We start from the raw sequence: 11,722 nt of genomic DNA, 5'->3' as shown, positions 1-11,722 counted from the left end.
ACCCAGCGCTACAAAACATGTGGTGGAGGCGATGAACGCTACCGACAAGGTTGAGTTACTACTTTGAACGAGTACCTCATATGAGGTACCAGAAAAGTTCACGAAGTACAGTTTCGAAACGGTATCTCGTGTGATTTTCTGGTATCTCACCAGAGACGTACGGGAAATTCTGCAAGGATCGGCTAATTACTCTTATTTTGTCAGTCACTCGTGGCAATGTTGAACCATGAATTCTTTGACCCTGGTTCTTGCCCTAGCCCTGGCGCTCATTCTTGGTATTGCGGTGGGCTGGTTTTTAGGACGCGCGGGCGCTGGCTCATCCGGCGCCCTGCAGAACGAAAACTCCCAGTTGCGTGCCGATCTTGCGGCGGCGTCGCAAGCCCGCGATTTGCTGGCAGAACGCGTGGAATCCTTAGAAGAACGCTCCCGTGCGGATGCTGATGTGCTTCAGGCACTCGCCCCGGTCAAACTACAGCTCGCCACCATGGAAAAATCGGTGCGTTCGATGGAAACCCAGCGTGCCGAACAGTTTGGCTCAGTATCCGAGGCATTGAAGAATTCTGTACAAACACAGGAACAGCTGCGCGACGTCACCTCAACACTTTCTACCGCTTTGCGCTCCAGCTCTGCGCGCGGTACCTGGGGCGAGGCACAACTGCGGCGCGTGGTTGAAGCTGCAGGAATGACCGACCATGTTTCCTTCTCCGAGCAAGTTTCAGCCACCGCAACCAGTGGCAAAGATGAAGACCGCGCGGTCCGCCCCGATATGGTCATCTATCTACCCGGCAACAAAACCATTGTCGCCGATTCTAAAGCACCGCTGAATTCCTATTTACGAGCGCAAGATGCCGACGACGACCAGCTGAAAAAAGCCGAACTTTTGCGCCATTCTAAAGCAGTGAAATCACATGTTGATGCGCTGGCGAATAAAAAATACTGGACTGGATTCGAGGCTTCTCCCGAACTGGTGTTGTGCTTTATCCCCGCTGAATCTGCCTTATCTGCTGCGCTGACGGCAGACCCCACGCTATTGGACTACGCCGCATCGAAGAACGTGGCTCTCGTTTCGCCGGTCTCTTTACTTTCCTCGCTCAAAGCGATTTCATTCTCCTGGCGTCAAGATGCGCTGACCGACAACGCCCGCGAACTATTTGTGCTCTCCAAACAACTGTACGACCGTCTAGGAACAGCCGGTTCACATTTAGCGTCCATGGGTCGTATGCTCAGCCGCACGGTCGATTCATATAACGGATTGGTCGGTTCCCTCGAAACCCGCGTCTTTGTCACCGCGCGAAAAATTGCCGAGCTAGATTCGGCAAACCTCGTGGACGATTTACAGACCGAACCTATTAGCTCCACCGTCAAGCCTCTTACCGCCGTCGAATTTCTCGACGAATCCGAGACCGACTCCGCTGCCGAAACAACAAACTCAGATGCAGCGGACGACTCCTATCAGCAGTATCTAGCTGCCTTCAACAACGGCGATCTCGACGACCCAGAACCTTCATCTTTAGATGCGAGCGACCACATCCTCGATCCAGAACAATCAGCCTACGAACCCACCTTCGAAAATGTACCGCTGTGGGACCAATATCCCGAAGGCTTCAACGATGAACTCGACGACGACTACGACGGCCCCGCTATCATCACCGAGCACCCCATAGACCACGGCACAGATAGCAAAAGAGCCGCCCACCCAAACGGTGAGCAGCCCTTCGACTACGACTCATGGAACGAATAAATCACGAGATTGGATTGAAAAAGGAGCTCACGCCCTGCCCAATTCGCTTCGCTCTTACTTCCTCGCACGCTCGGAACCGCGAAGCTCATCTGGTAGGTTTTGCTCCTCACATCCTAAAATCGCCCCACTGGGGCGATTTTTTAACGGATGAGGACTTCGTCGCGAAGTCGACCCGCTATAGGCTACGCCGTTAGCGGGTCGGCTTCGCACCTCGTCCTCCCAACTGATTGCTGGTATCGCCGTCATTCTTCAACGCCGCGCGCAGCTCCTTCGGCAAAGAGAACAAAATATCTTCCTTAGCGGTCTCTACCGGCTGAACATCCTGATATCCATAATCAGCCAGAAGACGCAACACGTCCTCCACCAGAACCTCAGGCACAGAAGCGCCGGAGGTCAACCCGACCGTCGCCACACCTTCAAACCAGGCTTCATCAACCTGGTTAGCAAAGTCAACACGCTCAGCACGACGCGCACCGTACTCCAGAGCGACCTCTTTCAACCGCACCGAATTGGATGAATTCGCCGAACCCACCACAATCACCAGATCCGCCTGCGGAGCAATCTCCTTGATAGCTCCCTGACGGTTAGACGTCGCATAGCAAATGTCGTCCGACGGAGGATCCTGCAGAGAGGGGAAACGCTCCCGCAACTTCGCCACAGTCTCCAAGGTCTCGTCAACGGAGAGAGTCGTCTGCGACAGCCAAACCACCTTATCGGGATCACGTACTACCACCTGATCCACCTCATCCGGTGAATTCACAATCTGAATATGCTCTGGGGCTTCTCCCGCGGTACCTTCAACTTCTTCGTGGCCAGTGTGACCAATCAGCAAGATATCGTAATCCTGCTTGGCGAACCGAACCGCCTCACGATGAACCTTATTAACCAGCGGGCAGGTGGCGTCAATCGTATTCAAAGAACGCTCTTCAGCAGCATTCACAACTGCAGGTGAAACACCGTGCGCCGAAAAGACGGTCACAGCGCCCTCAGGCACTTCTTCTACCTCATCCACGAAAATAGCGCCTTGAGATTCAAGGGTCTCTACCACATGGCGGTTATGAACAATCTGCTTACGCACATAAACCGGAGCCCCATAGTGCTCCAGCGCTTTTTCAACGGCGATGACGGCGCGGTCAACCCCGGCGCAATAGCCACGAGGGGCAGCGAGCAAAACTTTTTTCTCTCCGTTCACTGCAGCAGCCGCTTCGATCTCTTCACGAGAACGGCGCGTACGAGGCACCTGCGGAAAGCCGAGTGATACTGAAGAATCAACCTGTGTTGTGGACATACCCTCTATCCTACTGTGTTCTGAAATGGGAGCGAGCGGGCGGAACGGTTCCTGGTAGAGAGCCCCGCGATCTGAGCGGCAATACCTAACGCGACAAGCACCGCACCAATAATCAAAAATGGAGCAACATACGATCCTGCAAAACCTGAGAGCGAATGGGCGTACTGGTTAGCTAGGCCTTGGATGAAGACCTGCCCTACGCTCGACGTTAAATTCAGCGAGCGAGCCGCCGTAGATATTCCCTCGGTGGCTAATGAACCGAACCACAATAGCCCTCCAGCAATTAATACCGTGATGCCGGTAAATAGTAACCGTCCACGTGGCCAGAGCAAGAATGCTAGGAAAAGAGCAACCGCTGCAAGAATAAGCTGTGTCTGCCAGGTTGCAGCAAAATTTTTCACACCGGTGACGACGTCGCGCAGGGACGTACCATTTGTTGCATCCAAGGTGATGAGGTGGCGGTCGCTACCGACTAAATCAGGGTCAAATCCCATAATGGAGCCAACCTGTTGGTCCACTTGCTGGTAAACCGCCGTGATGTCAATAACAGAGTCTGTTTTCGATTCGTCCAGGTTATAGGCGTGAGTGTCCATCATGACTTGATTCCATACCTGGGGGTAATTTTCCGAATCTACAACAGCCGTCGTCGCGCCTGTTACTACGCCCTCAACCCGGTCATAACCCCAGTCTTTTAAGGATCCAATGATATCTAAGGGGTTGAACGTATTTTTAGAATCACCGTTGCCCAAATACTGTTTGATGTTGTCAGATTTCATGACGTCGTGAGCCACGCCTTGGGCAAGCTCATGCTGAAATTCTTTGTCTTGAGCCATGTTGGCGCTGATGGCAGAAAATCCAGCGGGCTCAACAAAGTTTTTCTGAGCCCAATAGGCTGTGGCACCGCTAGCCCCCAGCAGAAGCGCCGTCAGAGCCAAAAGAACCGCCAAAAATTTACGGGCAGCGGAAAAACGCGGACGGGGCCGCGTTGCATAAGCCTCTTTCGCGGTAACAGAAGGTGCTGGTCGCCTTCTACGGTTTTCCGCTTCAACTGTAATATTGCGCCAGCTACCTGAGTTTTCAGGAGCTCTGCTCGACGCCGCGTGAGGGCGTGAAGATGGTTCTTCCGCTGAAAAAGAACCGGAATGCTGTTGGTTCGCCATGTGTTAACCGTACAGAATCAATATCTATTTACGCTGTGAGTTGAAAGTCAACCTGCCCACGTTTCAAATTTTTTCAGGCAGAAGCTAAAAACTTTCTAAAATGTCAGTGGTCGATGCCATGATATGTGCATGAGCGATTCTCTCGAACCCACTTTGGTTCCGGATAACACAGCCGATCCATCAGATGCTCGGCGTGATTTACCGGCGCGCGCTGCGCAAACCACCCCGGATAATCCCTGGCCGTTGCATATGCTTTCACACAAGCTCAATGGGTATATTGCACAGTGCTCCCCTACCTGGGTGGAGGGGCAGATTATCGAGCTCAATAAGCGAGCGCGCGTTACCTATTTGACGTTGCGCGACGTCAATGAAGAAGTTTCGGTGCCGGTCACTCTTTTCGCCCAGGAAACTGCCCGCCTGTCCAGCGATTTAGAGCGCGGTCAGCGGGTAGTCGTTCAGCTCAAACCTGATTTTTGGGTCAAGACCGGTAGGCTGTCGATGCTCGGTCACGATATTCGACCGGTGGGTTTGGGCACCATGTTAGAGAGAATCGAAAAGTTGCGGCAGCAACTCGTTGCAGAGGGGCTTTTCGAAGCTCACCACAAAAAAGCTCTGCCCGTTCTGCCCCATCGGATTGGACTGATTACCGGTCGAGATTCAGATGCGGAGAAAGACGTCATCCGCAACGCTACCCTGCGCTGGCCCTCTGTCGAATTTGAAATTCGTGAAGTAGCGGTACAGGGAGTGCATGCGCTCCGGCAGGTCACTGAAGCGCTTCAGGAGCTTGATGGGCGCGACGACGTCGACCTCATCGTGATTGCTCGCGGCGGCGGTTCTATGGAAGATCTATTGCCTTTCTCCGAAGAAGCGCTGGTAAGAGCTGTCTTTGCCGCTGATACTCCGGTAGTTTCTGCTATCGGGCACGAAGCGGATTCTCCGCTTCTCGATTTCGTTGCAGATTTACGGGCGTCTACGCCTACGGACGCGGCAAAGCGAATAGTGCCTGATGTTGAAGAAGAACGTTTGCGCGTTGCCCAAGCGAGAGTCTATTTACAACGCTCTGTAGAGCAGCTCATCGAACGAGAAAGTTACGCGCTAGAACAGCTGAGGAGTCGACCGGCGCTGGCTCAACCTGATTCGACGTTGCTTCAACGAGAAGAAGATATTGATCGGCTTCGCTCGCGGGGATTCGCTGCGGCACAATTCCAGATTAATCGAGCCTCAGACGTCGTCTTTCAGTTCAAAGCCCGGGTACGGGCCCTATCACCCCAGAACACTTTAGAGCGTGGCTATACGCTTACTCAAAAAGCTGACGGCACGCTCGTCAAAGACGCCGCAGTTCTAGAACCTGGTGAGCAGATTGTTGTGCGTGCCGCGCACGGGTCGGCAGAAGCCACAGTCTCCGCCACTTACTCTTCAAATATCTCAACATCAGAATAAGGAAACATCATGTCAGATCAGAACAACACCGAACATAAAAGGGCAGCCCAGAACATCGAATTCAGCGTTTCCGCTCAGGGCGCACCGGTTGAAGAGCTCTCCTATGAGCAGGCTCGGGCAGAACTCATGCAGGTGGTTTCGCGCATGGAGTCAGGGTCTTCGAATTTGGAAGAAACTATTGCTTTGTGGGAGCGTGGGGAGCAACTTGCTACCCGCTGTGAAGCGTGGTTGGACGGCGCCCGTCAACGTCTTACTGCAGCTAAAGAGGCGCGTTCATCCTCAGATACCGAATAGAGCGTTGGGAGTAGCCCATCCCAAGTAACAGACAAAAGACCGGTGAACCCCACCAGGGACACCGGTCTTTCAGAAGAACTAGCGCTCAATCAGCGCAAAAGACTGCCTAGTTCTGCTTGTAGTCATCAAGGAAATTCCCCAGCCGCTCCAATGCGGACTTTAAAGTCTGGGTATCGGGCAAGAAAACCAGGCGGAAGTGGTCCGGTTGCTTCCAGTTGAAGGCTGATCCGTGGCTGACGAGAATTTTCTGTTCTTTCAGCAGGTCAAAGGCAAACTGCTCATCGCTGGTGATGTTGAATTTATCGGTGTCGATGCGCGGGAAGAGATACAGCGCGCCGTCTGCCTGCTTGGTGCTCACGCCGTCGATTTCGTTGAGCATCTTAAAGGAAAGATCGCGTTGCTCTTTGAGGCGTCCACCGGGCAGAATCAGATCATTAATAGACTGGTAACCCCCCAGCGCCGTTTGAATGGCATGCTGGGCGGGCACGTTTGCACACAGCCGCATGGATGCCAGCAGATTGATGCCCTGAATGTAGTCTCGGGCTGCGTATTTGGGGCCGGTGATGGCAACCCAGCCAGCGCGGTAACCGCACACGCGGTATGCCTTGGAGAGTCCGGAAAAGGTGAGGCACAGGACGTCGTCTTTGGTCAGAGTTGCCATATTGATGGCTTCAACGCCGTCATAGGTAATTTTTTCGTAGATTTCATCGGTGAAAATGATGAGCCCAAATTCATAGGCAATATCTACGATAGATTGCAGAACTTCCTTGCTATAGACCGCACCGGTGGGGTTATTGGGGTTGATGACCACAATTCCCTTGGTGTGTTCGGTAATCTTCGAACGGATATCTTCAAAGTCTGGCTGCCAGTCGTCCTCTTCGGAGCACAGGTAATGCACCGGAGTACCACCGGCGAGCGCAGTGGATGCCGTCCACAGCGGGTAGTCAGGGGTTGGAATAAGAATTTCGTCGCCCGGATCTAACAGTGCCTGCAAGGTCATGGGAATCAGCTCGGAAACGCCGTTACCCAGATAAACGTCGTTAGGTTCGAGGTTCAGAATTCCCTTGGTCTGGTAGTACTGCACAATGGCGGTACGCGCCGAGTAGAGACCACGTGAATCAGAGTAGCCCTGCGTTTCGGGAAGGTGCTGGATAATATCCATCATGATGGCATCTGGCGCTTCAAAGCCAAACGGCGCGGGGTTACCGATGTTGAGCTTGAGAATACGGTGCCCTTGTGATTCCATACGCTGAGCTTCATCGAGTACCGGTCCACGGATATCGTAGAGAACGTTTTGAAGTTTTGCGGATTGTTTGAAAGATGCCATAGTGCCTAGGTTACTCCGTTGATCGGTCGAGCCAGAATTTTGCCACTTCTTCGGGTGTCATTGCTTCTGAGCCGTGGGTCAGTCTGTCAAAGGTTTTGAGATCATCGGTTGTGATTTGACGGGATACGGTATTGACGGCGTTTTGAGCGCTGGAGGGCAACTCATTGACGCGCATAATCGGCACGATTTGCTGGGGAATAAAGATTCCTGCGGGATCGTCCAGAACTTTATATGCGTTTTGGCTGATTTGAGACGATGCCGAATATATATCCGCTACCTGTACCTCGTTGGACGCCAGTGCTCGGGAGAGCTCTGTTTGATCGTCAAAGATTTTTACAGCTTTTGGTTTGCACTGATAATACTCTGAGAGTGCTTTCAGCCCATGGGGTTTCTCACTAAATTTTGTGGTGACTCCGAAGGTTAGTTTTTTACAGAAGTCGCTGAGATCCGTCATGGAGTTAAGTTCGTATTTAGCAGCTGTAGCTTGAGTGACGACGAGCGCATCGCGGTTTTGGCCGTCCGAAGCTGCCAGTAACTGCAGGGTGCTGGGTAGCAGGCGGTCAATGGAATCGAGGATGTCGCTAGAGGACATAGAGGGCGCTTGCAGGGAGGTTTCCTGGGGTGATGGCGTGGCTAAAGCGGTGGGGGTTTCATTTGCTTCAGCGGATTCAGCGGAGGTGACTTCAGCGGAGGCAGACTGAGTTGCTTCTGCAGAGGCTTTACGTTGCTGTTCGATATAAGCAGTACTAAAAGCGCCGTTGTCAGTCAGCTCGTACAACAAATTACCCGAATAATCAGGGGTGAGATCGACTGTTGCTGGATCGGCAGAAGGTGTAATTCCGGTGGGAGAAGCTGAGGCGGTAGATGCCTCTGGTTCTTCCAACCCGCCCATGGCGTTGAGGTAGTCTTCGCGGGTATCGCCGGTATCTACGATTTCAACAGAGTAGCCCGCTTCTTGAAGTGCCTGCGCATAGATATTAGCTACCGTTTCAGTTTCCTGGGAGAGTCCCTTAGAGATTTTGATGGTTCCAAATTCCGCGGCTTGAGGGTCTTCTTGGATCCCACCTGTACCACCGCAGCCACTCAGGGCTGCAAGGAGTCCGACGCTACTCAAAGCTACTGCGCGTCGTCGAGAGAGGGTGTGAGAGAGGTTCAGCATGCAGGTAGCTCCTTTTCCACGGCTTTGCTCCAGTCCAGGGCAGAATCGAAACCCATCATGGCTACTACGGCAGTCAGAAAATGCGGTGACATTGAATGTTTTGAAGCCTGTGGGATATAGAGGTCGAGCTCGTTCAGGGGAACCCATCGAGCGTCGTTAGTGCTACCGTCAGCTTCGATTGCGAATTCGCCAGAGACAATTCGAGCAGTAAAAACAGTGCGCAAAGCACAAAAGGTGGAACCATCTGGGCGATCAGAATACCCCGCGTGCACACCCACTAGCCCGTCAACCTGTGCCTCATAACCGGTTTCTTCAAAGACTTCTCGAAGGGCAGTCTGCTCAGGCTGTTCCCCTCTTTCCATTCCTCCGCCGGGCGGAGTCCACCCAGAAATGCGATGCCCCGCAGCGGTGACCGTTGAAAAATGAGTAAGAAGTATCTTGCCTTCGCGCACAATCACGCAGTAGGCGGCAGGTCTGGTATCCATAACGAGGGGCATGGTTCTATCTTAACGAATGTCTCAGCTACTCCTCACAGTACAGTCAATGTTCTCTGAAAACTCCCCAGAAATTGTGGGGTTTGCGCTCGCGGTGAGTACTCTTAAAAATATGCTTCTTTTTCCATTGGGCGCAGCCCTCACCGGTGATATTTATACGCTAGAAAACACTGCGGATGAAACGACTCATCTGTTTCAGCGAGTGCTGAGTACTGACTTTTGGTTGGATAAGCCGTTGCGTATCGTGCTTATCATCGTGGGGGCTATGATTCTGCGACTTGCGCTGGGGGTTGCCGTTCGGCATATCACCGACCAAGTGGCCAAGGGAACAAGATACCGAATTGTTCCTGCTAAAGACCCGCACACGCAGGCAACTCAGTATGTGCCCGATAATCTGCAGAGCAATTCGCGTCAGTCCCAACGCGCCAAAACGGTGGGTTCCGTTCTTCGCTCGGTTTCGGCCATCGTGATTTGGACCGTTGCTATCGTCATGATTATTTCTGAACTGGGATTCAATATAGCCCCAGTTATTGCTTCGGCGGGTATCGCCGGCGTGGCGCTCTCTTTCGGTGCGCAATCACTGGTGAAAGATTTTCTCTCGGGTATTTTTATTGTGGCAGAAGACCAGCTAGGAATTGGGGACGTCGTCGATTTGGGCGAAGCCTCCGGCACAGTTGAAGCAGTCGGGTTGAGAACCACTCAGGTACGCGACGTCAACGGTACGCTCTGGCATGTGCGCAATGGCGAAATTTTGAGGGTGGGTAACTCTTCTCAGGGCTGGGCGCGTACCAATATCGATTTGCCTGTCCCTTACGATTCGGACATCGAAGAAATTAGTGAAATCCTACTCCAAGCTGCGCACCGCGCACTGAGCAACCCGGATATTAAACGCTCGATTATGGGCGAGCCAGAGGTTCTCGGGGTGGAATCTGTGACCGGTGAATCTCTTACCCTGCGTATCTCTGTTAAGACCGCGCCCAGTGAACAGTGGGCTGTAGCGCGGGTGTTACGAGTGGCGCTGAAGCGGGCTCTCGATGAAAACGGGGCTCGTATTCCGCTAGCTAACCAGTCGCTGGTTCGAACATTCAATCCTAAGACCCAGGAAATGCCCGTGGTTGCTCGAATACATCCTGAACCCGGCGAAGCTTCTTCCTAAGAGAGTTTTCTACCCACCTCAGCCACAAGGCTGAGGTGGGTTTTCTCTAGCGCTTCTTGCGGCCGCCTGAACCGCGCGGTGGAGCACTCTTGCCCTTTTGAGCTTGATGTTGGCGGACATTTCCATTGTTTTTGGCGTTACGCGCCTTGCGGTCCCGGGTTTCCCGGCGCGCATTCGCCGCACGTCGTTTTTGCTTGGCTTCTTCTTTTTCCCTCGCGGCTTTTTCTTTGAGGGTTTGCAGGCTTTCAGATCCTCGGTCTGATCCCGCCGTGCGTCCGCGGCAAATACCCACAAAATCTTGGATGATCTGTTCGTCCTCATTCGAGCGGAATTTTCGCTCCCACACCAGGCTGACGGCCGATTCATCCAGCTCTTCAACATACCGGTAGGTCAAATCTTTACGGTGGTGATAACGAGCGACCGATAGCGGAACGATAAGTAGCCCCAGTCCCGCTGCCACCAGCTCAACCGCATCGTGAATATGGCGCGTCGCCGGTACCTTCTGCGGATTCGCCTGCCGATAAGCAGCAGAAATTTCTGCCCACTGCGGTACCGTTTGAGGGTCTTGAAGCATGAATTCTTCCGCAAGTTCTGCCAGCGGAACAGAATCTTCATATACAGTAAGCACATGATCGGTAGGAAGCACTACTACTTGCTTTTCCCGGTAGAGATTAATAGCGTGAAAGCGTTTCTTATCTAAGCAGTCGGGTTCTTCTTCTGGACGCAACAACACCATGTGCGCTAACGGATTTCCTTCATGGGTTTGGTTCAGCGCATCAACTCCGCGCTTTTCCGCCAGGGGAATTTCTATAAGGGCGCGGTGAATGTCATAGCGCTGATGCCAGCGGTTGAACCATTTTCCAGGCATAACACCCGGTACATATCCCACGCGCAGTTGTTCGGCGTCCGGCGCCCAGCCAATATATTCTGCTTTCTCCGGCTGAAGTAGCAGCGGATGAAAATCTTCCAGGTGCACAAGAGTCATACCGCAAAGGTAGCACGGTCTGCAGGTCTTATTTTTGACGACGCCGCACGACGATAATCACCAGTACCACCACTGCAATGAGCGCCAGGGCCATAAAGGGTCTTTCGAGCCATGCCCAGAAGACTGCCATGCCTATAGTGCCATAGATGATTCCCCAGAGCAGAGTTCCCAAAAGCATGGCGGGAATCCAGCGAATTAAGGGCATACGGGTGAACCCGGTAGTTAGGATGACGGCGGTCTGAAATCCGACCGTGATAAAGCACAGGGGCACAGCAAGGGCGCCCCATTGGTTGATAAATGCGTGCGCGCGCCGGTAGATGGGGCTATCCATAGCTCGTTGAAGTCGTTTAAATCGTTCGGTACCGGCAGAGGCGCTCCACCCTAGAGCGAATACGATGCTGGTGCGAAGGATTCCTATGATCCAAAAGAAAACGATTGCTAAGGACCAGTGCAAGCTGTCGATCCATTCGAACACGCATTCAATACTACCTGTGTGGTCTTCCCTCGGAGCTATCTGCTTCTTTGCTCGGCGTGAAGAACAGCATAGGGTGAGGTGATTCCAGAGTTTCTTCATTTCTTTAAAAGAAATATCTGGTCAACACAAAGTAATTAGGTTATATTTTTATTAGCTAATGATTTACGCCTTGTGGGAAGACGAAAATCGGCGGCTTTTTCAGA

Annotated in this window: 11 protein-coding genes; 4 read left to right on the top strand and 7 right to left on the bottom strand. The window is 52.8% G+C overall.

What is annotated here, in order from left to right; all coding sequences use genetic code 11:
* Positions 1–226 precede the first annotated feature (226 nt).
* The gene (locus tag ACFR81_RS03345; RefSeq protein WP_343876201.1) at positions 227–1,741 is read left to right on the top strand and encodes a DNA recombination protein RmuC; all 1,515 of its coding nucleotides are present in this window, start codon (positions 227–229) and stop codon (positions 1,739–1,741) included.
* Positions 1,742–1,931: 190 nt separating this feature from the next.
* Here ACFR81_RS03345 and ACFR81_RS03340 read toward each other — a convergent pair whose 3' ends face one another.
* Together ACFR81_RS03340 and ACFR81_RS03335 are read right to left on the bottom strand one after the other, a co-directional pair.
* Complete coding sequence (locus ACFR81_RS03340) at positions 1,932–3,029, bottom strand: 4-hydroxy-3-methylbut-2-enyl diphosphate reductase (RefSeq protein ID WP_068168252.1); 1,098 nt, start codon at positions 3,027–3,029, stop codon at positions 1,932–1,934.
* Between the two features lie 5 nt (positions 3,030–3,034).
* The gene (locus ACFR81_RS03335) at positions 3,035–4,189 is read right to left on the bottom strand and encodes a hypothetical protein (protein ID WP_343876202.1); all 1,155 of its coding nucleotides are present in this window, start codon (positions 4,187–4,189) and stop codon (positions 3,035–3,037) included.
* Between the two features lie 129 nt (positions 4,190–4,318).
* On the opposite strand from ACFR81_RS03335, the gene xseA reads away from it, so the two are divergent.
* Positions 4,319–5,629 carry an exodeoxyribonuclease VII large subunit gene (gene xseA, locus ACFR81_RS03330; RefSeq protein WP_343876203.1) on the top strand — a complete coding sequence of 437 codons (1,311 nt, stop codon included), beginning with the start codon at positions 4,319–4,321 and terminating at the stop codon, positions 5,627–5,629.
* A 9-nt stretch (positions 5,630–5,638) separates the two neighbouring features.
* Positions 5,639–5,923: an exodeoxyribonuclease VII small subunit gene (locus ACFR81_RS03325; protein WP_190618075.1), complete on the top strand. Its 285-nt coding sequence runs from the start codon at positions 5,639–5,641 to the stop codon at positions 5,921–5,923.
* A gap of 106 nt (positions 5,924–6,029) precedes the next feature.
* Here the strand turns inward: ACFR81_RS03325 and ACFR81_RS03320 are convergent, their stop codons facing one another.
* From ACFR81_RS03320 to ACFR81_RS03310, 3 genes are read right to left on the bottom strand one after another with little or no spacing between them, the layout of a single operon-like run.
* Complete coding sequence (locus tag ACFR81_RS03320) at positions 6,030–7,250, bottom strand: aminotransferase class I/II-fold pyridoxal phosphate-dependent enzyme (protein ID WP_145175043.1); 1,221 nt, start codon at positions 7,248–7,250, stop codon at positions 6,030–6,032.
* 10 nt (positions 7,251–7,260) lie between these two features.
* Positions 7,261–8,409: a glycine betaine ABC transporter substrate-binding protein gene (locus ACFR81_RS03315; protein ID WP_343876204.1), complete on the bottom strand. Its 1,149-nt coding sequence runs from the start codon at positions 8,407–8,409 to the stop codon at positions 7,261–7,263.
* Positions 8,403–8,906, bottom strand: coding sequence for an NUDIX hydrolase (locus ACFR81_RS03310; RefSeq protein WP_343876205.1), 504 nt, complete (start codon positions 8,904–8,906; stop codon positions 8,403–8,405). Before ACFR81_RS03310 ends, ACFR81_RS03315 begins: the two co-directional genes overlap by 7 nt.
* Positions 8,907–8,922: 16 nt before the next feature.
* On the opposite strand from ACFR81_RS03310, the gene ACFR81_RS03305 reads away from it, so the two are divergent.
* Complete coding sequence (locus ACFR81_RS03305) at positions 8,923–10,059, top strand: mechanosensitive ion channel family protein (protein WP_233125928.1); 1,137 nt, start codon at positions 8,923–8,925, stop codon at positions 10,057–10,059.
* A 46-nt stretch (positions 10,060–10,105) separates the two neighbouring features.
* Here the strand turns inward: ACFR81_RS03305 and ACFR81_RS03300 are convergent, their stop codons facing one another.
* Together ACFR81_RS03300 and ACFR81_RS03295 are read right to left on the bottom strand one after the other, a co-directional pair.
* Positions 10,106–11,044 carry a LysR substrate-binding domain-containing protein gene (locus tag ACFR81_RS03300; protein WP_145175046.1) on the bottom strand — a complete coding sequence of 313 codons (939 nt, stop codon included), beginning with the start codon at positions 11,042–11,044 and terminating at the stop codon, positions 10,106–10,108.
* A 28-nt stretch (positions 11,045–11,072) separates the two neighbouring features.
* Positions 11,073–11,519, bottom strand: a complete 447-nt coding sequence (locus ACFR81_RS03295) for a hypothetical protein (protein WP_343876206.1) — start codon at positions 11,517–11,519, stop codon at positions 11,073–11,075.
* Positions 11,520–11,722 lie beyond the last annotated feature (203 nt).

Source organism: Rothia amarae, from assembly GCF_042677725.1.
GTDB lineage: Bacteria > Actinomycetota > Actinomycetes > Actinomycetales > Micrococcaceae > Rothia > Rothia amarae.
The sequence above is the reverse complement of the archived record's forward strand: the minus strand, read 5'-3'. Positions and strand labels throughout refer to the sequence as shown.

Coding starts and splice junctions, on each gene's coding strand:
- ACFR81_RS03345 (WP_343876201.1), top strand. CDS start 227: ATGAATTCTTTGACCCTGGTTCTTGCCCTAGCCCTGGCGCTCATTCTT.
- ACFR81_RS03340 (WP_068168252.1), bottom strand. CDS start 3,029: ATGTCCACAACACAGGTTGATTCTTCAGTATCACTCGGCTTTCCGCAG.
- ACFR81_RS03335 (WP_343876202.1), bottom strand. CDS start 4,189: ATGGCGAACCAACAGCATTCCGGTTCTTTTTCAGCGGAAGAACCATCT.
- xseA (WP_343876203.1), top strand. CDS start 4,319: ATGAGCGATTCTCTCGAACCCACTTTGGTTCCGGATAACACAGCCGAT.
- ACFR81_RS03325 (WP_190618075.1), top strand. CDS start 5,639: ATGTCAGATCAGAACAACACCGAACATAAAAGGGCAGCCCAGAACATC.
- ACFR81_RS03320 (WP_145175043.1), bottom strand. CDS start 7,250: ATGGCATCTTTCAAACAATCCGCAAAACTTCAAAACGTTCTCTACGAT.
- ACFR81_RS03315 (WP_343876204.1), bottom strand. CDS start 8,409: ATGCTGAACCTCTCTCACACCCTCTCTCGACGACGCGCAGTAGCTTTG.
- ACFR81_RS03310 (WP_343876205.1), bottom strand. CDS start 8,906: ATGCCCCTCGTTATGGATACCAGACCTGCCGCCTACTGCGTGATTGTG.
- ACFR81_RS03305 (WP_233125928.1), top strand. CDS start 8,923: ATGTCTCAGCTACTCCTCACAGTACAGTCAATGTTCTCTGAAAACTCC.
- ACFR81_RS03300 (WP_145175046.1), bottom strand. CDS start 11,044: ATGACTCTTGTGCACCTGGAAGATTTTCATCCGCTGCTACTTCAGCCG.